Here is a 24711-nt window from a genome sequence, read left to right as displayed (position 1 = left end):
ACTACTTAATTAATTCATTTAATTGCTCTTTAAAGTTCGGAAAAGATACAGCTATACATTCTGTATTTTCAATAATTGTATCACCTTTAGCAAGTAATGCAGCAATTGAAAGCATCATTCCCATTCGATGATCTCCATGTGAATTTACATTAGCACCTATTAAAGAACTATTCCCTTGTATAATCATACCATCTTTTGTTGCTTCAATGCTTACACCAAGATTTGTAAGTTCTGTTACAACAGTCTGGATACGATCCGTTTCCTTTACTCTTAACTCTTCAGCATCCTTAATAATAGTCTCTCCATCTGCTAAAGCCGCTGCTAAGGCCAAGATCGGTAACTCATCGATACATGTAGGAATTTCAGCCCCTCCAATGACAGTTGCTTTTAAATTGGATGATTTCACTCGTATATTCGCAATTGGTTCTCCGTTTACAACTTTTTCATCCTCTAAAGTAATATTAGCTCCCATTCTTTCTAAAACAGTTAATATCCCTGTTCTAGTAGGATTTACACCTACATTTTTTAACAATATTTCGCTATTAGGAACAATCGACCCTGCTACTAAGAAAAATGCAGCTGATGAAATGTCCCCTGGTACAATAACATCTGTTGCAGTTAATTCTTGGTTTCCATTAATTGAGACTTTGTTTCCATCAACTACTAACTCACAACCAAATGCCTTTAGCATTCTTTCAGTATGGTCACGAGACTTTTCTGGTTCAGTAACAGTTGTCGTACCATTTGCGAATAAACCAGCTAGTAAAATTGAAGATTTAACTTGTGCACTTGATACAGGAGAAGCATAAGAAATACTATTCAGTGAACCTCCTCTAATAGAAATAGGTGTATATGTAGCGTCTTCACGTCCATCTATAGAAGTACCCATCATTTTTAAAGGTTTTGTAACTCGTTTCATTGGTCTTTTACCAATAGATTCATCACCAATAATAACTGAATGGAAAGGTAAACCACTTAATATTCCCATCATTAATCTTGCTGTTGTTCCCGAATTCCCTACATCAAGTACTTCATGTGCCTCTTTAAGACCTTCAATTCCTTTACCATAAACGACTACTTCATCTTCTGATACTTCGATTTGTACACCTAATTTTCTAAAACACGCTATCGTACTTAAACAATCTTCACCTAATAGAAAGTTAGTAATCTTTGTCGTCCCTTTCGCTAATGATCCAAACATAATTGCTCTATGAGATATTGATTTATCTCCTGGAATTGTCACATCACCAACTAAACGGATTTTTTCTAACTGGGAATTTCTCATCATAGTCATCTTATCTAACCTTTCTATATGTATTTACATTCCATTTTTTATTAAATCAAACCTTTTTTTTCGCTGAAATTCTATTCGACGAATTGTCCTATGTTTTTCATTTCCGATGATTTAGTTAGCCTAATTTAGAAAAAGAAAATGATATTTTGATTTAACATTTGATCAAAACACCATTTTCAGGTAAGCATTATGAAATTATTTGTTTTAAAAAACTATCTAAATTTTCTTTTATAAAGTCTTCCTCTAATTCACAAATCACTGGATGTCCAAAACTTTTTAATAGTATATATTTTATTTTCAAATCGATATTTTTCTTATCTTGTTTCATTAGATTAATAATTGGATCTAATTCTAAATTTGAATAAACAGGATAATTCAATCGATTATACCAATTTACTATCTCATTAAATTTTAAGTCAACCTTAAAGAACTGTTCACTCAAATAGATTGAAAATAAAGTTCCAAATGCAATTGCCTCACCATGAGTTGTTTTAGCATAACCTAAATACGCTTCAATTGCATGCCCAAGTGTATGGCCTAAGTTTAAAAATGCTCTTTCACCAGTTTCTCTTTCGTCCCTAGATACAATTTCATTTTTTACACTTATCCCCATTGTGACACATTTTTCAACTAACTCATTATTTAACTCTTCAAGTGAAAGTATATGATCCATTAACCAACTCAAATTGTCGTTAGAAGAAATCATGGCTTCCTTACTAATTTCAGCAAAACCTGATCTCCATTCCTCTATTGGCAAAGAAGTTAAAAAGCTTAATTCATATAATACTAATTCCGGCTGATAAAATGCGCCAACTATATTTTTAGCTTTTGGAAGGTTGATAGCTACTTTACCACCTATAGCACTATCGTGGGCTAGTAAAGTAGTAGGTAATTGGATAAAACGAATACCACGCATATAAGTAGCAGCGACAAATCCAGCTAAATCGCCAACTACTCCTCCACCTAAGGCAATGATTAAGCTATTACGATCTAATTGGACATCAAAACAATAGGTTAAACAATTTTCGTATATTGCAAAACTCTTACTTTTTTCACCATGTGGAATGATATAGTGTTCAACTTTATTTGTTTTACTACAATTTAGTCGTACTTCTTCTAAATAAAGTGGAGCAACTTGATCATCTGTAATGATTAGTATTTTGGAAACTTTAGGAACTAAGCTGTCCAACTTTGACTGCAGTTCACTCAATACTCCAAACCCTATACAAACATCGTATTGTTTAGAGCTTGTATTTACAGTTATCACATTCATTAAAAATTCCTCGCATACTCACGGAAATCTTCAATATTACGTTTTAAACGTTCAAGTTGATCGGATTCAAATTGTTCAATAATTGCTTTTGCAACTTCCCAAGCAACAATATGCTCTGCTACGACACTTGCTGCCGGAACAGCACAGCTATCAGAACGTTCGATACTTGCTTCATAAACTTCCTTTGTTTCAATATCAACGCTCTTTAGCGGCTTGTAAAGCGTTGGGATAGGTTTCATTACTGCTCGAACGACAATTGGCATACCAGTTGTCATACCGCCTTCAAAACCGCCAGCACGGTTCGATAATCGGTAGTAGCCTTGTTCTTCTGAATACGCAATCTCATCATGAACTTCACTACCTGGTAAAGAGCCAGCTTGAAACCCGATGCCGAATTCTACACCTTTAAAGGCATTAATGCTTACGATTGCACCTGCAATTTTTGAGTCTAGCTTTCTGTCATAATGAACGTAGCTACCAACACCAGCTGGCATACCTTCAACAACAACTTCTACAATCCCACCAACTGAATCACCTTTTTGTTTTGCATCATCAATTAACGATTTCATATTTTCTGTCGCTTCAGCGTCTATACATCTTACTTCTGAGTTTTCAGCTCTATTATGTAAGTCTTCTACATTTTTATAGTCTAGATTTTTTGCTTTAACTCCACCAATTTCAATAACATGGCTTGCAATTGTGATTCCTAACTCACTTAACAATTTTTTTGCCACCGCTCCAGCGGCAACACGTACAGTCGTTTCACGAGCTGAAGATCGCTCTAAAACATTCCTTACATCTCTAAAGCCATATTTTATCGCTCCATTTAAATCGGCATGCCCTGGTCTTGGTTTTGTAATGCTTCTTTTTCCTTCGTATTCTAGATTGTCCAAAGGTTCAGGACCCATAATATTCGTCCAATGTTTAAAGTCGTTATTTTCAACAACCAATGCGATAGGAGAGCCTAATGTATAACCATGTCGAACACCGCTAGTAATTTGAGCAGTATCCTTTTCTATTTGCATTCTTCGCCCTCTTCCATATCCACCTTGTCGTCTACGAAGTTCAACATTTATTTCTTCTGCTAAAATTGGTAAGCCTGCTGGAACGCCTTCAATAATTGTAGTTAATTGTGGACCATGTGATTCACCAGCTGTTAAATAACGCATTTCAACACCTTCTCTTTATGTAAGTTTAAAATTATTAGTTACTACTATAGCACAACCTATTCTGAATTTAATATAAAAAAGAGCCATATTCAAAAAAATGAATAATTCAGTAGAAAAACCTATAGTTTTTTTCCTATTCAATTATGTTTCGTCATGAACTAATCTAATTGCTTAGGCACCTCTCTCTTCTTTTCATCCAGAAGTAGCATGTAAAAAAATAAAAACAAAAAGTCCCTACTGAATAAACAGTAGGGACGAATTAATTAATCGCGGTACCACCCTAGTTGTGAACTAAAGCTCTGTTCACCACCTTGATTTTTTTAACGATCAAAACGACCGTTTCTATTTTCATAAAATGAAAATAGAAATTGCTCCAAGAATGAAATTTTGGCATATTTTATGTACTGACTCGCAGCTTTCGTCAGCTCTCTGAAACAGTGAAATTATGCTTACTGTATCCTTATCAACGCAAGTTATTTAATTGTCAAAAGATTCATTTAAAAACTTATTAATGATGATTATAAGCAGATTTAAAGAAGCTGTCAATGCAATATTTTATTACTATTTGCAACTTTCCCTCTATTTCGCTTACTCATATCGATTCTTCTTAAGTTAATAAAAAATTTATCCACAGGTCTAGATTTTAATATTTTCCTATAAAAAAAAGCCAGCAATATGCTGACTTCTTTGTTTTGTGTAAAACTATTTTATTAGTATACCCACTCTTTAATAAGCTTAGAGTATTCAACTAATTCATTTTGATTGAAGAAAATACCGATTTCACGTTCTGCACTAGCAGGTGAATCTGAACCATGAATAATGTTTTTACCTACAGTTGCAGCATACTCACCACGGATCGTTCCTGGTGCTGAATCTTTTGGGTTTGTTGCTCCCATCATTTGACGAGCGGTAGCGATTACATTTTCGCCTTCCCAAACCATAGCGAATACTGGGCTTGAAGTGATGAAGTCTACTAATTCACCAAAGAAAGGACGTTCTTTGTGCTCAGCATAGTGAGTTTCAGCTTGGTCTTTACTCACTTGCATTAATTTAGCTCCAACTAATTGGAACCCCTTTTTTTCGAAACGTGAAACGATTTCACCAATTAAGTTACGTTGTACACCATCAGGTTTTACCATTAAATAAGTTCTTTCCATTATGCTCTACCTCACTTGATTTCAATTATGTATAAACAACACAGTTAGAATAGTAACATCAATTTATAAAATTATCAATAGTTTAAAATCTTGTTATATTATAAAAATTGAAATCGCTTCCAGATTATTGATTAACTTTAATCAATATAACTGATTAACTGGAGTTCTATACGTATCTAAAAAGCCAAAAGAGGCAGTTGTAAATGCACTAGCATTTTCCCGCCTCTAGTTTTTTCGATTTCCAATATTTTTAGCAATTAATATTAACATTTCCTTTGCTTCACTATTAGGAAGGCTGTTGATACTGTTTAAAGATTTTTGTAAATATGCTTCACTAACTTTTCTTGCTGCTTTAATATATGTACTTTTGCGAATTTGATTTATAAGAGGTTTTACAGTTTCCGGATCGATTCCTTCATAAACAGATTCAATTTTCTCTTTAAAAGCTAAATCATTCATCGCAAACAAGACAGGTAGTGTAATATTACCTTGAATTAAGTCGCTACCTGATGGTTTCCCTAATTCCTTCTCAGAAGCCGTAAAATCAAGAATATCGTCCATAATTTGAAAGGACATACCTAAATAGTATCCGTAATCTTTTAGACATTTTTGAAAAGCTGGAGAGGCTCCTGATGCAATTGCACCAATTTCACAACTCGCTGAAATTAAAAGGGCAGTTTTTCGTTTAATTCTTCTTAAATAACATTTTAAATTTTGGTCAAAATTATATTTATCTTTTATTTGTTCAATTTCACCTAAACAAATCTCTAAAATAGTCTCAGATAGTTTTTGATGGGCCAATGGGATTTCGATTTCTGACATACATTCCAATGCTTTTGCAAATAAAAAATCCCCTGCATACATAGCAACACGATCATTGTATGTTGAATTGATTGTCGGTTTACCTCTTCGTAAACTAGCTTCATCAATTACATCATCATGAACTAAAGATGCCATATGTATGATTTCCAAAGTAGCTGCTACATTTTTAATCGATTGAAGGTTATATTGTCCAAATTTAGCACTAAGCAATACAAAAACTGGTCTAATTCTTTTCCCACCAGATTCGAGCAACTGTACAGATGCATTTTTCAAAATTGGTTGAGAAGAATTGACTACTTTATGCAGCGTGCTCTCAATCTCATTAATGTCCTTTTTTAAATAAGAATATTTCCATTTAACCTTCATTCCGTTCACCTTACTATTCATCCCATTTTCTCGCTTTTTTGTAACTAGCTTTTTGGTTTAACACCTAAATGCATTGCTGCTACACCAAAAGTATAAGGTTTAATTTTTATTTTTTCTAAACCTGCTTTTTTGAAAAGATTTGCAAGTTCGTTCATTCCTGGAAACGTGCTTGCACTTTCTTGTAACCAAGAGTATTCTTTAAAGCTTTTAGCAAATATTTTCCCAAAAATCGGCATGATGTATTTAAAATACGCTTTATACACATGTCTAACACCAAATGCAGTCGGTTGTGATGTTTCTAAACAAACAACAATACCTCCAGGCTTTACAACTCTCGTCATTTCCTTCAACACTTGATAATAATCTGGAACATTTCTTAAACCAAATCCAATTGTAACAACATCAAAATAGTTGTCCTCAAATGGTAACTCCATAGCATTACCATGAATTAATTTTACTTGGTCTAAATGCATATTTTTAACTTTTTCTTCACCGATAGATAGCATATTTTTACTAAAGTCTAATCCTACTACTTCTCCATCTTTTCCAACTGTATTTGCAAGTGCAATTGTCCATTCACCAGTACCACAGCATACATCAAGCGCTTTCATACCTTTTTGAACATTCATAATTTTCATAGTTTGTTTGCGCCAAGCAATATGTCGTCTAAAACTAATAATACCATTCATTGTATCATATTTATTGTAAATCTTTTCAAACACGTCATGTACGCGTTCTTCTTTTGATTGAGTCATATAAACCCCCACTAAACTAATTACGATTACTTCTATGTAGATTAATTTTGTAATTGTATTATTTTTGATAATTCTTCTTTTGTTTTCGTTAAATCAACAATCCCCAATATTCTTTGAAATTGCGAAATAAAATCAGAGCAGTTTTCTACTGAAAATCGTTCGAATTCTTTTTTCAGTCTTGACATTAAACATTCTTGCTCAATATGCTTTATTGATTCTTCAGCTGATATAAATTTTGCAAAATGTACAAGAATAGTCGATTCGATTACAGTTATACAGTTGAAAAGATCTTCTAAAGAACTAAATTGTTCATGAACTAGATTGATCTTCTCTTCATTCATTTCTTTAACAGCATATGAAAGTTCTCGTATTAATCCAATCTCCCCAGTTTTAGATAGAGCATCGTAATATAGTCCACTATATAAGTCCCCTTCTAATACGGTTAATTGTTTCTTTTCTCGATCCATTGGTGTACCTTCAAATGTGGATACTTTTTCATGTGTATCTAATGCAATTTGATGAATCATCAAGGCTTTACAGTAATGTACAATTTTATCACTCGTAAAATTGTGTTCTTTTAATAAATTGATTAATAAAGTAACCTTTACATCATCAATGGTAGGTGCTTGAAGATGTTGATTTAAATATGGGTGTCTAATCGTATGTAAGATTTGAGTGATTACTTCATTTTTTAACTCGAGAATACTATTCATTATTTCCATCCATTCCATTTATAACTGATTTTTTCATTATACCATAAGTATTTTAGATGGTATAAGTTGATTGCTCAATCAACTTGCATTATTTATAAATGAATATTTTAAAAAAAGCAGGACTTCCGGCTTTTTAGACTGCCTATTAAAAGCCCTGCTTTTGATTATTTGATTCTATTTAGAAGAATGAATCATTGCAAGAATTTCATTTCTTCCTTGCACATCCTCTTTAAGTGAGCCACGCACAGCAGTCGTAACAGTTTTTGAGCCTGGTTTTCTTACTCCACGCATAGACATACACATATGTTCTGCTTCAACAACTACCATTGCTCCGTGTGGTTGTAGCACGTCCATAATTGCATCAACTACTGAGGCAGTAATACGCTCTTGTAACTGTGGTCTTTTAGCTACTGTTTCTACAGTACGTGCTAATTTACTTAAACCAGTTACTCTACCATTTCTAGGTATATAAGCTACATGTGCAACTCCGTAAAAAGGTAATAGATGATGCTCGCACATTGAATGGAATGGAATATCTTTAACAAGAACTAATTCTTCATGATCTTCACCAAATACTTTATGTAAATGAGCTTTTTCATCTTGGCGCATCCCAGAGAATACTTCAGCATACATTTTCGCAACTCGTTTTGGCGTTTCGTAAATTCCTTCTCTATTTGGATCATCACCGATAGCTTCGAGAATTAGACGAACCGCTTGTTCAATTTTTTCTAAATTAACTTCATTCATTAATTGATCCCCCATGCTAAAAAAAATTCTAATATTCACTATCAGATTCGTTTTATTTTAACATAATTCTTTTTTTATAGGCAAAAAAAAGAAGGATACTTTCTTTTAGACTACCTAAAATCGACGCTTTCTTTGTCCAAAATTAATTATTGCTCCCTAAAACATAAGACTTTTTGGACTTTTTTAGCAAAAAAAGAAGGATGCTTTTTTTAGCATCCTTCTTTTTCGCTTAAATTATGTAATTATTTTACTGCATCCTTAAGCGCTTTACCAGGTTTGAAAGCTGGAACTTTACTAGCTGCGATTTCGATTTCCTCGCCAGTTTGTGGATTACGTCCTTTACGAGCTGCACGCTCACGAACTTCAAAGTTACCAAATCCGATTAATTGTACTTTATCCCCGTTTTGTAACGCACCAAGAATTGATTCGAATACAGCGTCTACTGCTAAAGTAGCTTGTTTTTTAGTTAATTCACCAGCTTCAGCAACTGCATTGATTAAATCTGTTTTGTTCATGTCTTTCACCTCCTCCCAAAATTTTAGATGTTTCTTAATTTCATTTGTGACCAAAATTTTAAATTTTATACAACAAATTCCAATTAATTTCTTTGTCATGCCTTATATTATACGATTCTACGGCTTTTTTCAATATGTTTTATAAGAAAATGTTGGAATTACTCGAAAACAGGTGGCGATTTTTCTGAAAAGTTCCTTTTTCGTCTTCAATTTTCTAATAAGTACTTCTGGAGGTACGATGATTACTGAATTATTCGGCATTTTATAAAATTTATTGATGATTTTTAATAAATTTATATTTGTTGGATTTTGTCGAATAACATTTATTTTCTCTTGCTAATTTTTTGTGATTTTTTTAAAACGTTCATTTCACCAGATAAAATATAAGCATTTAGATTTTCTAAAAATACATGTTTATATTTTGCTAACACAAAAAAAATCAGATGGTTTTGACCACCTGATTAATTAATGATTAAAGGATAATTGCAATTAAGCCGCCACTTCCTTCGTTAATAATTCTTTCTAAAGTTTCTTTCAATTTATATCTTGCATTTTCAGGCATTAGAGAAAGTTTCGCTTGGATGCCTTCACGTACGATTGAACTTAATGAACGTCCAAATATATCTGAGTTCCAAATTGATAATGGATTATCTTCAAAATCTTGCATTAAGTATTTAACAAGTTCTTCACTTTGTTTTTCAGTTCCGATAATTGGTTCAAACGTTGACTCAACATCAACTTTAATCATATGAATAGAAGGCGCTACTGCTTTTAATTTGACACCAAACCTTGAACCATGGCGTATAATTTCTGGCTCATCTAAGCTCATATCTAAAAGCGAAGGTGCAGCAACTCCATATCCTGTTTGTTTAACCATTCTTAAGGCATCTGCTACTTGATCATACTCTTGTTTTGCGTGAGCGAAATCTTGCATTAATTCTAATAAATGATCTTTACCGCGAATTTCTACTCCCACTACTTCTTTTAAGACTTGATCATATAACTCATCTGGTGCGGATAAATCAATTTCTGCAACCCCTTGCCCCATATCTATTCCAGCAAGTTGTGCATGTTCAATAAATTCATAATCACTAAATTGGCCAACTACATAATCTACATCTCTTAATCGTTTAATATCTTTAACTGTTTCTTGAATTGCTTCTTGATAGCTTTGGCGTAGCCAGTGATTTTCTTTTAAAACTAAGACCCAGCTAGGTAAGTTTACGTTCACTTCAAGGACTGGGAATTCGTATAAAGCTTCGCGAAGTACGTTCATTACGTCTCCTTCGCGCATTGCTTCAACACTTAATGCGATGACAGGAATATCGTACTTTTCTGATAGTTCTTGTCTAAGTGCCTCTGTATTAGGATGATATGGCTGAGAAGAGTTGATCACCATAATGAAAGGTTTTCCAACTTCTTTTAATTCAGCAACTACACGTTCCTCTGCTTCGATATAATCGTATCTAGCAATTTCTCCAATTGTGCCATCTGTTGTTACAACAACTCCAATTGTTGAATGCTCTTGAATAACTTTTCTTGTACCGATTTCTGCCGCTTCATTAAATGGAATCGGCTCTTCATACCAAGGAGTGCTAATCATTCTAGGACCATTTTCATCCTCATATCCTTTAGCCCCTGGTACACTATAACCAACGCAATCTACTAATCGAATATTTACATCTAACCCATCCGCTACATGAATTTTTACGCCTTGATTCGGAACGAATTTTGGTTCAGTAGTCATTATTGTTTTACCTGCTGCACTTTGAGGTAATTCATCATGTGCTCTAGCACGGTCAGCTTCATTTTGAATATTAGGGATTACAACTGCTTCCATAAAGCGTTTAATAAATGTTGATTTACCAGTACGCACAGCACCTACAACACCTAAGTAGATATCTCCTCCTGTGCGCTCGGCAATGTCTTTAAAAATATCTATCTTTTCCATGTGTTCCCCTCCCGATTTATCAATACATGGGAATAATTGACTTGAAGTAGTATACCTATGACAATATCATTCTATGATGTTGTCCTAGTGAGTTATGACAAGATTTTTTATTTTTTCTTTTTATTCACTTGGGATCAAATAAAATAATCCTTCGATAAAATGTATTCTTTTATCAAAGGATTATGATTTATATTATTTATTTTTGTTCTAAAAACACTGGTTGTCCATCTTTAATCGTATATGGAAGTGAGTATGCAGGCACGATTGGTGAGTCTTTTACTAAAATAGAACGAATATCTTCACCAAACTTATAATTTTTTGCTTCTTTAATTTTTGCATATAAATCAGTTGAGTAGTCAACATAAAACTCCCCATCATTCCCCATGACGATTGGTAAGTTCTTATTACTATAAGGACTGACTACAAATGGTTCTTGTTTGAAACCCATCTTTTTATAGTTTAATAGAAAAACACCATTAGCCAATGTTTTCTTGATTGGTGGATAAGTATGTTTATCTTTATAAACTTGTACTCTTAATGAAACATCTCTTAGTTTTTCTGCAATTCTAAGATCGACTAATTTAACAGTCGGATTCTTCTCTGCATCTACTAATACGTACTGGAAGATCCCACCATTTTCATAAGAATTACCAGGTGCATCACTTAAATAGCCAGGTGTTAGTTTTGTAAAATCAATTGGATATTTAATATAAATAGGTGTACTCATATCCTTGTTTTTAATAGGTAACATTCCTGAATTGTTTTCCTTAAATTTATTAACTGCAGTTTGAACAGATTGCAATTGATCATCATATGGTACTTGATTTTGTGCAAGTTTATCTTGTGGATATAAACAGCCACTCAATAGACTGATAACAAAGCACATTAGAATGGAAAGAAATAGCTTTTTCATGTTAGTCCCCTTTATTCTAAATTAACTAGGCCAGCTTAATACGATATATGTAATTAAAATCCCAGAAATAATTAAAGACATATAAGCAATGAAGGCTGTAATCATTTTTAAAAATTTTATTTTTATTTTGTTTCTACTCAAGAAAATTAAAAATAATGATAAAAGCATTAATCCGATTCCAACAAAAGAAATAATTTCATTAATATGTGCCGAGTTCATTATGTTCCCCCTATGTATTTTCTACCATTATTATAGTATCAAAATAATCACATGATTTGAATTAAAATCTTTTTAATCCTATTAAGACATTATCGACTTATTTAATGCTTACGTATACTTGTCTGTTTTAAATTTATTTCCTGCTTCATAAAAAACCATTAGAACATATTCACTATTTACACCCTTTACAAACACCATCAAAATACCTCCTTGATAAAAACCATCCAAGGAGGATACAGGACCATTCACATATTTAAAAGGACAAAATAAAAAGAAAGAAAAAGTATAAATATACTCCTTCTTTCTTCGAAGCAAACTGGGGCAATTGCTTCGTAATCATCCTCGACTAACACCCACCAGAATACATCCGGTATAAGTCATTCTATAGTATGCGAAAATGTATGATTATGCACTAAATACATCGCTGAAGAATAAGCCCAATTATTTTTGTTTAAACATATTTGTTAATGATTGAAAATCTAATGGCATATTATTCGTAACAATCGCTTGAACGATTTTGTCTTCTTTTTCCTTAGAAACTTGACGACCTGTCATCAATGCAATTTGACGGACTAGTTTTCTAACTGTTGCTTCATCTTTAAAGTTTGCATCTTTTACTGAATCAGCGACTTTAAAAATATCTGATTTGCTTACATTTGCTTTCTTTTCAATCTTATCGAAGAAACCATTTGGATTATTATTAGTCACCATTCAAACCTCCTTCTTTTCTATACAACATATGCTATGCAAAAAAAGAGAAATGGTGAAACGCCTATTTTTAGTCCACATAAGAAAAAGCATTAAAACAAAGTTTTAATGCTTTTAAACTATCTATTTTAATAAAATTAATTACTCAGCAAGATCGCTAATATAATTTGAAGTACTTTCGCCCTCGTGTTTTTTTACACGAGACATAAGTGCATCAACTGCTAATTTTGGATTTTTATTTTCAAATAATACTGCGTGTAATTCATTAACAATTGGCATCTCTACATTTACTTGTTTTGCTAATTGATATGCAGCCTTTGTCGTTCGAACTCCTTCAACGACCATACCCATATTATCTAATACCTCGTCTAACGATTTGCCTTTCCCTAATAAATTACCAGCTCTCCAGTTACGGCTATGTACACTCGTACAAGTTACGATTAAGTCGCCCATTCCAGTTAAACCTGCAAAAGTTTGAGTATTAGCTCCCATAGCCTTACCTAAACGAATTATTTCTGCAAGTCCACGTGTCATTAAAGCCGCCTTCGCGTTGTCGCCATAACCAAGTCCGTCAGTAATACCAGCAGCAAGTGCGATAATATTCTTTAAGGCTCCACCAATTTCTACACCAATTACATCTTCGTTTGTGTATACACGGAAATAACCATTTGAGAATAATTCCTGAACAACTTCCGCATCTTCCATATTTTTAGATGCCGATGTTACAGTCGTTGGATGTCTTAAAGCAACTTCTTCAGCATGACTTGGACCTGATAATACAACTACTGATTTTAAGAATTTCGAATCTATTTCTTCAGAGATCATTTCTGAAACACGCTTAGAAGTATCAGGCTCAATCCCTTTACTTGCATGGATTATTGTAACCTCGTTCGTTAATTCATTATTTAGTTGTTGGCAAACTTCTCTTATTGCTTTGGTCGGAACAACAAGCAAAATATAGTTAGCTCCATTTATAGCTTCCTTTAAATTGACCGATGCTTTTAAATTTTGAGGTAAATTAATTTCCGGCAAATATCTTTTATTAGTATGTTGTTCATTTATTTCATTTATTTGTTCGGATTTATTTCCCCATAAAGTAACCGTATGCCCATTATCTGATAAAACCATGGCTAAAGCAGTTCCCCAACTACCCGCACCTAAAACAGCGATTTTTTCCAATTCAACACTCCCCTTCATAAAGAATCCATATTTCACATCGAATTTAAGCTCGTGCACGACCGATAATCTTAATTGGAGATCCCTCAAAATCAAAAGCATCTCTAATACGATTTTCTAAGAAACGCTCATAACTAAAGTGAAGTAATTCAGGATCATTTACAAAAACAACAAATGTTGGTGGTTTAATTGCTACTTGAGTTGCATAATACACTCTTAATCTTTGTCCATTATGTGTTGGTGTTGGATTCATCGCAATTGCATCCATAATAACATCATTTAATACATTTGTTGGAACGCGTAAACTATGGCTTTCACACGCTTTATTAATCATTGGTAATAAAGTTTGAGTTCTTTTCTTCGTTTTAGCTGATAGGAATACAATTGGAGCATAGTCTAAGAATTGGAAATGTGCTCGAATGTTTTCAATGAATTCATTCATCGTTTTTTCATCTTTTTCTACTGCATCCCATTTATTAACAACAATAACAACTGATCTACCTGCTTGATGTGCATATCCAGCTATCTTCTTATCTTGTTCAATAATACCTTCTTCACCATCTAATACGACTAAGACGACATCTGATCTCTCAATTGCACGTAAAGCACGTAGTACGCTGTATTTTTCCGTACTTTCATAAACTTTACCTTTTTTTCTCATACCAGCTGTATCGATAATAACGTAGTCTTGGCCATCTTTTGAATAAGGTGTATCGACAGCATCACGTGTAGTTCCAGCCACATTACTTACGATTACACGATCTTGACCTAATAATGCATTTACTAAAGAAGACTTCCCTACATTTGGTCGTCCAATTAAACTGAATTTAATTGTCTCCTCATCGTAATTTTCATCTTCTTGGTCAGGGAAATGTTTTACTACTTCATCAAGTAAATCACCTAGTCCTAAACCATGTGAACCTGAGATTGGAAATACTTCTCCAAATCCTAATGCATAGAAGTCGTAAATATCACTTCTCATTTCTGGATTATCGACTTTATTAACTGCTAATACTACCGGTTTTTTTGTTTTATAAAGGATTTTAGCAACTTCCTCATCAGCCGCTGTAACACCCTCACGACCATTTGTTAGAAATATAATAACATCCGCTTCATCCATTGCGATTTCAGCTTGTTGACGAATTTGCTCTAAAAATGGCTCATCACCAATGTCAATTCCACCTGTATCGATTAAACTAAATTCTTGATTTAACCACTCTCCTGAACTGTAAATACGATCACGAGTAACCCCTGGAATATCTTCTACAATTGAAATTCTTTCTCCCACTATCCTATTAAAAATAGTTGATTTCCCTACATTTGGTCGTCCAACTATTGCAACTGTCGGTTTAGACATTTAATTCATCCTTCCTAGCATAACTATGTACCATTTAAATCATCTAAATGAGTTTTAGTTTTGTTTTAAAAATTGATTTATTTAAATAACTTATCTATTTTAACAAAAAATATGAGAAAAGACCAATACACTTCAACTTTTTAGTAATTTTCTGTTTTTGAGACTTATTTTCGATACGTAAACTGCTATGAATTGAATTGCTGACAATAATAAAATGGACATAATTAAAGTATCAAACCAATTTAAATCTCCAATTATATATTTAAAATTAATCGACTTAAACGTAAAATAATTAAAAATGTCTCCCTGAACTAGACCAATTGTTATATAACGCATTTTGTCAAAATAGGATTTACTTAAAAAGAAAGAAAGTACTATTACAAAAAATGAACTGATTATCCTCTCATCAATAAAAAAACTTGCAGGATCATAAATCGAAAGCAGTGTAACTACACTAAATGTCATGCCTATAATCAGGCCTTTAAAGAAATGCACTATTTGTTCAATAAAATTTAATAAACTAATAAAGTAGCTTATGATAAAAATTATAATGATATATGAAAAATTTATTTCAATTGAAAATAGATCAATTGTGTAAGCTGAACCGCTAATTAATATAAGTACTCCCGCTAAATACAAGAAATTCTTCTTAGTTCGATCCCGAAAAATCAAAAGAAATAAAACAGTCATCCAAGAAGTAATGATAAATAGACTACCTTGCACACGAAAACCTCCTAATAGTACTAGTATGAACAATTCATATTTCAAAAATAATCAAAAAGAAAAGAAAGTGTATAAGAAGTTGCATTTAAAACGAATCTATAAATGAGATATTTTTGGAGGTGAAACGAGTGGGAAAAGATCGTCAAGAAAAGAAGCTTAAACAATCTAGAAGAGTTGAATCTGATCGAGATCAAAGCATTCATAACAAAGGTGCTACGCGTTTAGACACACCTGAGGAAGCAAGAGCAGAAAATCAACATAACTAAAATGTTCGAATTAAAAATCCTTCAGCAAATGGCTGAAGGATTTTTTATTATTTTTTAAATTTATTTAATTTATCACCAAGTAATTCGCTTAATTGGAAACCACTTTCACTTGGTTGTACGTATTTAGCAATATCCTCTTGAAGTTCAGCTTCACCAGCTTCTTTAATGCTTAATGATAAGCGTTTTTCAGTAGGATTAATTTCTAAAACTTTTACTTTTACTTCTTGACCAACTGTTAGGACTTCGTTTGGATTTTTAATATGTTTATCAGCAATTTGAGAAACATGAACTAATCCTTCAATTCCATTTTGAACTTCTACAAATGCACCAAAGTTTGTAAGACGTTTTACAGTCCCTTCAACTACTGCTTCTGCTTTAATGCTTGGATTTAATTGATCCCATGGTCCTGGCTGAATTGCTTTCATTGATAAAGCAATACGGTTTGTATCAGAGTCAATTGAAAGAACTTGAACTTTTACAGTATCACCTACAGCTACAATCTCTTCAGGCTTTGTAACGCGTTTATGAGACATTTGAGATACATGGACTAAACCATCAACACCACCAATATTTACAAAAGCACCGAAATTAGTTAATCTTTCTACCTTACCTTCAACGATTTGCCCTACTTTAATAGAAGAGTATGCTTGACGGCGATTTTCAATTTCATTTAATTGCTCAACAGCTTTATGAGATAGGATTACTCGATTTTTTTCGCGATCTAGTTCTTCAATCACTACTTCAAGCGATTGACCAACATAGCTACCTAAATCTTCAACGAATTTTTTTGAAACAAGTGAAGCAGGAATAAATCCACGAACGCCTACGTCTGCAATTAGTCCTCCGTTTACTTGCTCTGTAACGATCACTTCAAAAACTTCTTTACTAGCTAATTTTCCTTCTAATTGTTCCCAAGCTTTAACAGAATCTACAGCACGTTTAGAAAAAACAACTGTATCTTCCTCAACTTTAATAACCTTTAATTCAATTTCTTGTCCTACAGTTAGCGCGTCATTTACATTTTCAATATGTACGTTTGAAATTTCTTTTATTGGAAGAATACCATCTGTTTTTCCACCGAACCCTACGATTGCTTGCTTATCTTCAATTTGTTCTACTACACATGAGATAATTTCCCCAACTTCTGGCATTACTTTTTCAACCATGTCATATTCCTCCTTATGTTTTAAAAATGGATAGACCAATTATGTATTATCCTCTTTTACCTTCTAATAAATAAGCAGAAAAGTCAAGAAATCTGATGACTAATTCTTCTAAATATTTTTTATTTTATCTTCAACAATCGTTAATATTTCATTTACAACATCATCAATGTTTTTAGATGTAGTATCTAATGAGATTGCATCATCAGCCTTTTTCAATGGTGATACTTCTCTTTCCGAGTCAATTCGGTCTCTTGTTGCTATTTCTATTTTCAATTGTTCTAAATCACTTTCAAAACCGTTTTTAACGTTTTCAATATGTCTTCTTTGAGCTCGTTCATCCACAGAAGCAATCATAAAAATCTTAACTTCTGCACCAACTAATACATGAGTCCCAATATCTCTTCCATCCATTACAACCCCACCATTTACGGCATATTCACGTTGTAAATCGACCATTTTTTCACGAACTAAACTATGTTTTGCAACAAATGATACATTTCTAGTTACTTCTGGTGTTCTTATTGGCTCTGAAACATCAACATCATCAATGAAAACTTTTTGAGTGCCTTCTTCCGGAATTAACTTAATCGTTATATTTGAAAGTAAGTTACTTAAATCCATCTCGTTATTTACATCAATATTGTTTTGAATCGCTTTAAAGGTTAGAGCACGGTACATTGCACCAGTGTCTATATAAACATATCCTAATTTTTTTGCAACAATTTTTGCAACTGTACTTTTACCGGCAGCTGCTGGTCCATCTATCGCTATACTAATTTTTTTACTCATAAGTCCTCCTACATAAAAAAAGTGCTACTTCAATAGCAACCTTTAATCTTATCATGTCCTAAAAAAATAAAAACAAATAAAAATAAAGCAGGCTAGCCTGCTTTAATTTATATTACCATATGATTCCGACGAATTCATCTATTTACCAATATGATTATATACTTCTCTCGTTACGTCTTTAGCTTTTTGCGTAACGCCTTCATATAATTCAATTTTCGTTAAATAGACAGAAAGACTAGGGAATGATAAGACGTATTGACTTATAACTAAACAAAATAATTGAATAATAATTAATTTAAATAGTATTCGTTCGATTCTTTTCATTTAAAATCATACCTTTTTTATTACCAGTATGATTAGATTCATTTAATTTTATACACAATTTTGAATTTAAGTTTTAATTCATTTAACTTTTAACTGTATTAATCAAAAAAACCTTGTCAATAAATTACAAAATTTTCGTAAAAGGAGTAGAGTGATGTTGATTTCCACTACAGGATGCTCGCTTTCCATGTGGCGAGATTCTTTAGCCTCCTCGGCAAGCCTGTGGGGTCTTTAGCCTTCCCGTATATCCCATAGGAATCGATCATCCCTCCAAAACTAGCTCTTAAATATTTTTAACTTTTTAAAAATAAAAAGCACTAGATTTTGTTGACTTTTTAAAACTGTCATATTAACTTTTAAAAGCCTTAATAGACTATAAAGAAATTAAATATACAATCAAAGAGTTTTACTTAATATACGTTTGAACATTTGTGTTTCAACACCAAAAAAACGTGCTATGCACGTTTTTGAGAAATGTATAAATAAGTAAAATTATTTAGAGAATCCTTCGAGAATATCATTCACTTCGGATGCTAACATAACAGTTAATTTAATTCTTGCCTTTTTGCTATCATAATCTTTACCTAAAATAACACCTTTATTAACTAAATCATAGGCACTTCCGTAATAATCATAAGTCGGATATACTTCGCCTTCTTCAGAACTTGTTGTGATGACTACTTTAATGCCATCTTTAACCGCTTTTTCGATTTCTTCAGTCATATGTGGAGATACTTGTCCTCTTCCAACGCCTTCAAGGACAATACCTTTAGCTCCATTTTCAACAGCTGCTTTAATTAAATATCCTTTAGCTTCAATATAACATTTAATTATATCAACTTGAGGTAACTCACTTGTAATTTTGTATTTATCCTTTAATACCGGTTTTTGATAGATATGTACTTTATCGTTATCGATAATACCTAGGTATCCGAATCCAAATACGTTAAATCCTTGAATATTAGATGCATGTTCTTTTTTAACATATTTTGCAGTAAAAATACGTTCATTAAAGACAACAACTGTACCAACGTTTCGAGTAGATTCGTCAGATGCAGTATAAATTGCATGTCTTAAATTGATAAAAGCATCTGTACCTAATTCTCCTGGTGATCTTTGAGAGCCAGTAATAACAACTGGACGATCGTCGTCAATTGTTAAATCTAAAAAGTAAGCCGTTTCTTCTAACGTATCAGTTCCATGGGTAACGACAACCCCATCGATAGTTTCGTCTTGATAATATTCTTCAATTTTATTCTTTAATAACATCCAATGTTCGAAGCCTATGTGCATACTTGGAACTTGGAAAAAAGAATCAACAATTACATTTATATCTTTTGGTAAATTGAGCATTTCTGCAATTTCTTGACCTGACAATGCTCCAGAATCTAATTTACCTGATTCTGCATTTGGTTTACTTGCAATCGTTCCACCTGTTGTTATTAATACTACTTTTTTCATTTTAAGCACCTCATTTCACATGAAATTATAACATTTTAAAATTATTTAAGTAAACAGAAAACGGCTCGAAAATCTTTAATAAAAAAAACGTAGCTTAGCTACGTTTCAAAAACATTCTTGTAAATTAAATTTTCAAATTTTCGTAAAAGGAGTAGAGTGATGTTGATTTCCACTACAGGATGCTCGCTTTCCATGGGGCAAGATTCTTTAGCCTCCTCGGCAAGCCTGCGGGGTCTCAGCCTTCCCGCTTATCCCATAGGAGTCGAGCACCCCTTCGTTCCAATCAACTTATTCATCGAAAAAAGTCTGCAATAAACCCTAATCAAATATCCTTTACTTAGAGTAACCTAACTATTGTATATTAATCAGCTAAATCAGCTTGTAAGTCAATATATACCGAACTTTAATTAAACTAATCTACTGAAATTGTTTTTCTAAAAATTAGTCCATAGTATTTTTAACTTCTAAAAATGAAATCATTACTTGCTATTGGAATCATGAAATTAATCAACTATATTAACATTTAAAACTTTAATAGATCATCCAAAAAATGTTCATTTTATCATTAAATAAATGTTCATTTAATGTCCGTTTTCCCTATTGACCATTTTTTTGAGATTATTTATTACTAACTAAATGAGAAACGATTAGGTCACCGTGAAAACGACCATTTTCTATAAATATTTCGTTTGCATTGTTTCCAGCAGCAATCACCCCTGCAATATAAATGCCTTCAATATTTGTTTCCATCGTTTCTGGATTGAATAATGGTCTTCCTGTTAGATCATCTACTTTTACGCCCATACTTTTAATTAATGTATGATCAGGATGGTATCCTGTCATGGCATAGACAAAGTCATTCTCAATCTCAACTATTTGTCCTTCTTTTTCGTATACTACTGATGATTCTTTTATTTCAAGTAGATTTGCGTTAAATTCCATTTTAATTGTTTCAGAACGGACAAGTGCCTCGAATTCTGGTAGAACCCATGGTTTAATACTTGGTGAATACGAACTGCCTCTATAAAGTACCGTTACATCTGCCCCACACTTTTCTAGTTCTAGTGCTGCGTCAACACTTGAGTTTTTCCCACCAATAACGACTACCTTCTGATTAAAATGTTTATGACCTTCAAAAAAGTAATGGGAAACTTTATTAAGCTGTTCACCAGGTGTTAATAAATAGTTTGGTTGGTCATAATAACCAGTTGCTACAATAACAGCTTTCGCTTCATAACGTTTTTCTTCACCGTTTATTGTAACTGATTCGATGATAAAATCACTTTTCTTATTAACCGTTTTTACCTCTTCAAAAGCATTAATTTTTATTTTATTTCGTTTAACAACGTCACGGTAATATGCTAGAGCTTGGTGTTTTTTTGGTTTTCTACCTTCAATAATAAATGGAATATTTCCCACTTCTAATTTTTCACTTGTACTAAAAAATGTTTGATGCGTTGGAAATCGACTGAGGGTATGAACTATATTCCCTTTTTCGATTATTAATGCAGTAATCCCCTTATTTTTTAATGCAAGATAAGCTGCAATACCACATGGTCCTCCGCCAATGATTAGAACTTCAACTTTTTCCATTTGAAACATCTCCAATAAACTAGAGTCTTAGTTATATTTACTATTACTATTTTACGTAAAATATTCAATTTGTCTAATAATAGCTAATCAAAAAAAACAAGATGGATATTCTCCACCTTGTTTTTATCAACAAATATAATCTTATACCCAGCCTCTGAATCGGCTAGCTTCAGCCATTTTACGCGCGCCAACCATATAAGCAGCTAATCGCATATTTACTTTTCTATTTACACTTGTTTCATAAATATTATTAAATGAACGTACCATAACTTTTTCTAATCGATCTTCTACTTCTTCTTCAGTCCAGTAGTAACCTTGGTTATTCTGTACCCATTCAAAGTAAGAAACAGTTACACCACCAGCACTAGCTAATACGTCTGGAACTAATAAAATTCCACGCTCTGTTAAGATCTTAGTAGCTTCAAGTGTTGTTGGTCCGTTTGCAGCTTCAACTACAATATTTGCTTTAATATTATGAGCATTATCTTTTGTAATTTGATTTTCAATCGCTGCTGGAACTAAGATATCACAATCTAATTCTAATAATTCTTTATTGGAAATTGTATTATTAAATAGTTTAGTAATTGTACCAAAGCTATCTCTACGATCTAATAAATAATCAATGTCTAAGCCGTTTGGATCATGAAGTGCACCATAAGCATCAGAAATACCAATAACTTTTGCACCAGCATCATGCATGAATTTCGCTAAGAAGCTACCTGCATTACCAAATCCTTGGATAACAACTCGTGCACCTTCTAACTTAATTCCTCTACGCTTTGCTGCTTCACGAATTACAATTGTTACACCTTTAGCAGTAGCTGTTTCACGGCCGTGAGATCCACCTAATACTAATGGTTTACCTGTAATAAAACCAGGTGAGTTAAATTCATCTATTCTAGAATATTCATCCATCATCCAAGCCATGATTTGTGAGTTTGTAAATACGTCTGGAGCTGGAATATCTTTAGTTGGTCCTACGATCTGACTAATTGCACGAACATAACCGCGACTAAGTCTTTCTAACTCACGGAATGACATATCACGTGGATCACAAACGATTCCACCTTTACCTCCACCATATGGTAAATCTACAATTCCACATTTTAAGCTCATCCAGATTGAAAGGGCTTTAACTTCATTTTCTGTTACATTTGGATGGAAACGGATACCACCTTTTGTTGGTCCTACCGCATCATTATGTTGAGCTCTGTAACCAGTGAAAATTTTCACTTGTCCATCATCCATGCGAACTGGAATTTTTACAGTCATCATACGAACTGGTTCTTTTAAAAGTTCATACATTTCATTTGAATATCCTAATTTTTCTAACGCTTCTTTAATAACTACTTGTGTAGGCGCTAGTACATCTAATTGTTCTTCAGTGTTGCTATTTTTCTCTGTAGATTTCTCGGCAACCATTGTAAACCCCCTAGAAATTTGAACTATGAAAAGATTCATTCATTCTGAAATTAGTATACAACTTTCCATCCCTTTTTGAAAGTTATAAACACATAGAAAACAAAATATAATATTCGTTTAATGTAAGCGTTTTCTAAGGTCATTATACTCCTATTTCCAAAATTTGAAAAGAAAAGAATATGAAGAAATACAATATATTAATAAAAAATTTACAAAAGTAAAACCTCTCGTAATAAATTACTGAGAGGCTTTATTTTTAACGAAATAAAAATGCAGTTGTTCAATAGCATTTTCTGAGATAAGTTCTTTACCATATTCAATAATACGATAAATAGTTCTTGTGGAAGGATTACCATATTCAGCTAAAATCGCATAAAATGTTTCACGATCTAGTCTTCCTATTTCATTCTCCTCGAACTTTAAGTAAAACGTATTTTCAAAAGAGAATAATCTCCCACCTAAAGCATCACATGAAACCAATTTTTCAGAAAGTAGGATTAGATCATCTAAAGTAGAAAACTCGTACAATATATGTTCACTTTCATCTAGGATTACTTCCATTGAGATAAAATCGTCTTGAAATTCGTCTTCCTCTTCTTCAATTTCATCGGATTTTGTTACAATTACAACCATTCCTTGAGCTTGAAGAGAGAAAACTTCAACGGATACTTTTCCATCTACTTCGAAACCTAGTTCTACGCTAGCTTCATGCATCATATCTTGAAAAAGCTGTTGAACTTTTGGTGCATTGTACCATAAGTCTTCTTTTGTCAGACCACGTTCAGATAAATCATCAGATGTAAGAAAAACTTTTATTTTATTGTAGTTCAACCGTTCCAACCTCATGAACTAGCCTCCTTGCTGCATTTACCATAGTACAGTTTATGTTTTTATATAATTTTGGTGATTCTAAAGTCAAAATTCATTTATAATTAAAATTCTGCTTTAACCACTCATCCCAGTTCGATTGTTGACTACCAATATAAAATTCCTGTATTGAATCCATAATTGGGCTCTCACAAGTTGAAACTGCGTGTCCACCAATTCCAATAATGATATCAGGTTTTATTTTTTTGATTATGATGGCTAGATCAATTGTTTTCTTTAAATTCTCTCTTAAAGTACAAGTCATGATAAATCCAGCTGGATTCACTTCATTTATTACTTGTTCAACATCATTTGAATCAATTGATGCTCCTAAATAAATAACTTGAAAACCGATTCTTCTTAAATAAATCGTAAAAATTAATAAACCTAATTCATGTTTTTCTTCTGGTCCACAAACTGCGATTAACTTTGGCAAATGTTTATTGTTAGGTAAATTTTGATAAATCATCCCTAATCTCGTTCTCAAAAAGGATGTTGCAAAATGTTCATGGGCACTTGTAATTTCACCATTACGACATTTATCACCTATTAGTATGAAAACCTTAGAAATAATTTTAAATAATACTTTATCTACAGAAAAAAGACTAAAAGCGTCATTCACATAATTGTGGGCTTCACTTTCTTCAAAAGATAATAGTGAAGAAACAATTCGATTTACTAACGCATCTGATTGAAGATTTTCCGTTAGAGAGCGATCATTAGATGATTTATGCTCTTTTGCTTCGTATAAATTAATTGCTTGTCCAATAGTAAACCCTTCATTAACTTTTTGAACGAGCCATTTTAAAATATAAACATGTTCTTCTGTATATAATCGATGGCCAGCATCATTTCGTACAGGACTTATAATATTATATCTTCTTTCCCAAGCTCTTAATGTACCTGGTAAAATCCCAACAATGTTAGAAATTGCTTTAATATTGTACTTTCCTATTTGGGCCAAT

Annotated in this window: 25 protein-coding genes and 1 other annotated feature; of the genes, 1 reads left to right on the top strand and 24 read right to left on the bottom strand. The window is 32.7% G+C overall.

Features of this window, described 5'->3' with window-relative positions; translation table 11 throughout:
• Position 1 precedes the first annotated feature (1 nt).
• From aroA to BED47_RS00390, 16 genes are all read right to left on the bottom strand, one after another.
• The gene (aroA, locus tag BED47_RS00465; RefSeq protein ID WP_175403436.1) at positions 2-1285 is read right to left on the bottom strand and encodes a 3-phosphoshikimate 1-carboxyvinyltransferase; all 1284 of its coding nucleotides are present in this window, start codon (positions 1283-1285) and stop codon (positions 2-4) included.
• Positions 1286-1481: 196 nt separating this feature from the next.
• The gene (gene aroB / locus BED47_RS00460; RefSeq protein ID WP_069031871.1) at positions 1482-2567 is read right to left on the bottom strand and encodes a 3-dehydroquinate synthase; all 1086 of its coding nucleotides are present in this window, start codon (positions 2565-2567) and stop codon (positions 1482-1484) included.
• Entirely contained in the window at positions 2567-3736 is a 1170-nt protein-coding gene (gene aroC / locus BED47_RS00455; protein ID WP_069031870.1) for a chorismate synthase, read from the bottom strand. The genes aroB and aroC overlap by 1 nt, the downstream gene beginning before the upstream one ends.
• Before the next feature lie 247 nt (positions 3737-3983).
• Positions 3984-4212 (bottom strand) — a binding site (T-box leader).
• Positions 4213-4446: 234 nt separating this feature from the next.
• On the bottom strand, positions 4447-4893 hold the full coding sequence (gene ndk, locus BED47_RS00450) for a nucleoside-diphosphate kinase (protein ID WP_069031869.1): 447 nt from the start codon (positions 4891-4893) through the stop codon (positions 4447-4449).
• Positions 4894-5118: 225 nt separating this feature from the next.
• Complete coding sequence (gene hepT, locus BED47_RS00445; protein ID WP_069031868.1) at positions 5119-6081, bottom strand: heptaprenyl diphosphate synthase component II; 963 nt, start codon at positions 6079-6081, stop codon at positions 5119-5121.
• Positions 6082-6125: 44 nt separating this feature from the next.
• Entirely contained in the window at positions 6126-6836 is a 711-nt protein-coding gene (locus BED47_RS00440) for a demethylmenaquinone methyltransferase (protein ID WP_069031867.1), read from the bottom strand.
• A gap of 41 nt (positions 6837-6877) precedes the next feature.
• Complete coding sequence (locus tag BED47_RS00435) at positions 6878-7549, bottom strand: heptaprenyl diphosphate synthase component 1 (protein ID WP_069031866.1); 672 nt, start codon at positions 7547-7549, stop codon at positions 6878-6880.
• Between the two features lie 174 nt (positions 7550-7723).
• Entirely contained in the window at positions 7724-8296 is a 573-nt protein-coding gene (folE, locus tag BED47_RS00430) for a GTP cyclohydrolase I FolE (protein ID WP_069031865.1), read from the bottom strand.
• 242 nt (positions 8297-8538) lie between these two features.
• On the bottom strand, positions 8539-8811 hold the full coding sequence (locus tag BED47_RS00425) for an HU family DNA-binding protein (RefSeq protein WP_056466694.1): 273 nt from the start codon (positions 8809-8811) through the stop codon (positions 8539-8541).
• Between the two features lie 472 nt (positions 8812-9283).
• On the bottom strand, positions 9284-10762 hold the full coding sequence (gene spoIVA, locus BED47_RS00420; RefSeq protein WP_069031864.1) for a stage IV sporulation protein A: 1479 nt from the start codon (positions 10760-10762) through the stop codon (positions 9284-9286).
• 196 nt (positions 10763-10958) lie between these two features.
• Positions 10959-11675 carry a hypothetical protein gene (locus BED47_RS00415; protein WP_069031863.1) on the bottom strand — a complete coding sequence of 239 codons (717 nt, stop codon included), beginning with the start codon at positions 11673-11675 and terminating at the stop codon, positions 10959-10961.
• A gap of 21 nt (positions 11676-11696) precedes the next feature.
• On the bottom strand, positions 11697-11894 hold the full coding sequence (locus BED47_RS00410) for a DUF2768 domain-containing protein (RefSeq protein ID WP_069031862.1): 198 nt from the start codon (positions 11892-11894) through the stop codon (positions 11697-11699).
• A 441-nt stretch (positions 11895-12335) separates the two neighbouring features.
• The gene (locus BED47_RS00405; protein ID WP_056466710.1) at positions 12336-12605 is read right to left on the bottom strand and encodes a stage VI sporulation protein F; all 270 of its coding nucleotides are present in this window, start codon (positions 12603-12605) and stop codon (positions 12336-12338) included.
• A gap of 138 nt (positions 12606-12743) precedes the next feature.
• The gene (locus BED47_RS00400; protein WP_069031861.1) at positions 12744-13781 is read right to left on the bottom strand and encodes an NAD(P)H-dependent glycerol-3-phosphate dehydrogenase; all 1038 of its coding nucleotides are present in this window, start codon (positions 13779-13781) and stop codon (positions 12744-12746) included.
• A gap of 43 nt (positions 13782-13824) precedes the next feature.
• Positions 13825-15135: a ribosome biogenesis GTPase Der gene (gene der, locus BED47_RS00395; protein WP_069031860.1), complete on the bottom strand. Its 1311-nt coding sequence runs from the start codon at positions 15133-15135 to the stop codon at positions 13825-13827.
• 132 nt (positions 15136-15267) lie between these two features.
• Positions 15268-15858, bottom strand: coding sequence for a YphA family membrane protein (locus BED47_RS00390; protein ID WP_069031859.1), 591 nt, complete (start codon positions 15856-15858; stop codon positions 15268-15270).
• Positions 15859-15986: 128 nt separating this feature from the next.
• Between BED47_RS00390 and BED47_RS00385 the strand changes: the two genes are divergently transcribed.
• The gene (locus tag BED47_RS00385; RefSeq protein WP_069031858.1) at positions 15987-16124 is read left to right on the top strand and encodes a YpzI family protein; all 138 of its coding nucleotides are present in this window, start codon (positions 15987-15989) and stop codon (positions 16122-16124) included.
• Positions 16125-16171: 47 nt separating this feature from the next.
• Here the strand turns inward: BED47_RS00385 and rpsA are convergent, their stop codons facing one another.
• The 8 genes from rpsA to BED47_RS00345 all read right to left on the bottom strand — a co-directional run bounded on the left by rpsA (position 16172) and on the right by BED47_RS00345 (position 24710).
• Positions 16172-17290 (bottom strand): 30S ribosomal protein S1, encoded by a 1119-nt coding sequence (gene rpsA / locus BED47_RS00380; RefSeq protein WP_069031857.1) that lies wholly within the window; start codon positions 17288-17290, stop codon positions 16172-16174.
• Between the two features lie 108 nt (positions 17291-17398).
• Positions 17399-18079 carry a (d)CMP kinase gene (gene cmk, locus BED47_RS00375; RefSeq protein WP_069031856.1) on the bottom strand — a complete coding sequence of 227 codons (681 nt, stop codon included), beginning with the start codon at positions 18077-18079 and terminating at the stop codon, positions 17399-17401.
• 138 nt (positions 18080-18217) lie between these two features.
• A complete protein-coding gene (locus BED47_RS00370) occupies positions 18218-18403 on the bottom strand; it encodes a DUF5359 family protein (protein ID WP_069031855.1) in 186 nt (61 codons plus the stop codon).
• 492 nt (positions 18404-18895) lie between these two features.
• Positions 18896-19864, bottom strand: coding sequence for an asparaginase (locus BED47_RS00365; RefSeq protein ID WP_069031854.1), 969 nt, complete (start codon positions 19862-19864; stop codon positions 18896-18898).
• A 618-nt stretch (positions 19865-20482) separates the two neighbouring features.
• Positions 20483-21457 carry a YpdA family putative bacillithiol disulfide reductase gene (locus BED47_RS00360; protein WP_069031853.1) on the bottom strand — a complete coding sequence of 325 codons (975 nt, stop codon included), beginning with the start codon at positions 21455-21457 and terminating at the stop codon, positions 20483-20485.
• A gap of 141 nt (positions 21458-21598) precedes the next feature.
• The gene (locus BED47_RS00355) at positions 21599-22879 is read right to left on the bottom strand and encodes a Glu/Leu/Phe/Val family dehydrogenase (protein WP_069031852.1); all 1281 of its coding nucleotides are present in this window, start codon (positions 22877-22879) and stop codon (positions 21599-21601) included.
• Between the two features lie 237 nt (positions 22880-23116).
• Positions 23117-23725, bottom strand: coding sequence for a genetic competence negative regulator (locus BED47_RS00350; protein WP_025672362.1), 609 nt, complete (start codon positions 23723-23725; stop codon positions 23117-23119).
• Between the two features lie 76 nt (positions 23726-23801).
• Positions 23802-24710: a MerR family transcriptional regulator gene (locus BED47_RS00345; protein ID WP_091021083.1), complete on the bottom strand. Its 909-nt coding sequence runs from the start codon at positions 24708-24710 to the stop codon at positions 23802-23804.
• Position 24711 lies beyond the last annotated feature (1 nt).

It is taken from the genome of Gottfriedia luciferensis (genome assembly GCF_001712755.1).
GTDB lineage: Bacteria > Bacillota > Bacilli > Bacillales > Bacillaceae_G > Gottfriedia > Gottfriedia luciferensis_B.
The sequence above is the reverse complement of the archived record's forward strand: the minus strand, read 5'-3'. Positions and strand labels throughout refer to the sequence as shown.

What these genes read in the sequence shown, in the direction of transcription:
- rpsA (WP_069031857.1), bottom strand. Translation starts at nt 17,290, where the DNA reads ATGGTTGAAAAAGTAATGCCAGAAGTTGGGGAAATTATCTCATGTGTA.
- BED47_RS00355 (WP_069031852.1), bottom strand. Translation starts at nt 22,879, where the DNA reads ATGGTTGCCGAGAAATCTACAGAGAAAAATAGCAACACTGAAGAACAA.
- BED47_RS00360 (WP_069031853.1), bottom strand. Translation starts at nt 21,457, where the DNA reads ATGGAAAAAGTTGAAGTTCTAATCATTGGCGGAGGACCATGTGGTATT.
- aroC (WP_069031870.1), bottom strand. Translation starts at nt 3,736, where the DNA reads ATGCGTTATTTAACAGCTGGTGAATCACATGGTCCACAATTAACTACA.
- BED47_RS00435 (WP_069031866.1), bottom strand. Translation starts at nt 7,549, where the DNA reads ATGAATAGTATTCTCGAGTTAAAAAATGAAGTAATCACTCAAATCTTA.
- BED47_RS00405 (WP_056466710.1), bottom strand. Translation starts at nt 12,605, where the DNA reads ATGGTGACTAATAATAATCCAAATGGTTTCTTCGATAAGATTGAAAAG.
- BED47_RS00415 (WP_069031863.1), bottom strand. Translation starts at nt 11,675, where the DNA reads ATGAAAAAGCTATTTCTTTCCATTCTAATGTGCTTTGTTATCAGTCTA.
- BED47_RS00350 (WP_025672362.1), bottom strand. Translation starts at nt 23,725, where the DNA reads ATGAGGTTGGAACGGTTGAACTACAATAAAATAAAAGTTTTTCTTACA.
- ndk (WP_069031869.1), bottom strand. Translation starts at nt 4,893, where the DNA reads ATGGAAAGAACTTATTTAATGGTAAAACCTGATGGTGTACAACGTAAC.
- BED47_RS00425 (WP_056466694.1), bottom strand. Translation starts at nt 8,811, where the DNA reads ATGAACAAAACAGATTTAATCAATGCAGTTGCTGAAGCTGGTGAATTA.
- BED47_RS00365 (WP_069031854.1), bottom strand. Translation starts at nt 19,864, where the DNA reads ATGAAAAAAGTAGTATTAATAACAACAGGTGGAACGATTGCAAGTAAA.
- spoIVA (WP_069031864.1), bottom strand. Translation starts at nt 10,762, where the DNA reads ATGGAAAAGATAGATATTTTTAAAGACATTGCCGAGCGCACAGGAGGA.
- hepT (WP_069031868.1), bottom strand. Translation starts at nt 6,081, where the DNA reads ATGAAGGTTAAATGGAAATATTCTTATTTAAAAAAGGACATTAATGAG.
- BED47_RS00440 (WP_069031867.1), bottom strand. Translation starts at nt 6,836, where the DNA reads ATGACTCAATCAAAAGAAGAACGCGTACATGACGTGTTTGAAAAGATT.
- cmk (WP_069031856.1), bottom strand. Translation starts at nt 18,079, where the DNA reads ATGAGTAAAAAAATTAGTATAGCGATAGATGGACCAGCAGCTGCCGGT.
- aroA (WP_175403436.1), bottom strand. Translation starts at nt 1,285, where the DNA reads ATGAGAAATTCCCAGTTAGAAAAAATCCGTTTAGTTGGTGATGTGACA.
- folE (WP_069031865.1), bottom strand. Translation starts at nt 8,296, where the DNA reads ATGAATGAAGTTAATTTAGAAAAAATTGAACAAGCGGTTCGTCTAATT.
- BED47_RS00410 (WP_069031862.1), bottom strand. Translation starts at nt 11,894, where the DNA reads ATGAACTCGGCACATATTAATGAAATTATTTCTTTTGTTGGAATCGGA.
- der (WP_069031860.1), bottom strand. Translation starts at nt 15,135, where the DNA reads ATGTCTAAACCGACAGTTGCAATAGTTGGACGACCAAATGTAGGGAAA.
- aroB (WP_069031871.1), bottom strand. Translation starts at nt 2,567, where the DNA reads ATGAATGTGATAACTGTAAATACAAGCTCTAAACAATACGATGTTTGT.
- BED47_RS00370 (WP_069031855.1), bottom strand. Translation starts at nt 18,403, where the DNA reads ATGAAAAGAATCGAACGAATACTATTTAAATTAATTATTATTCAATTA.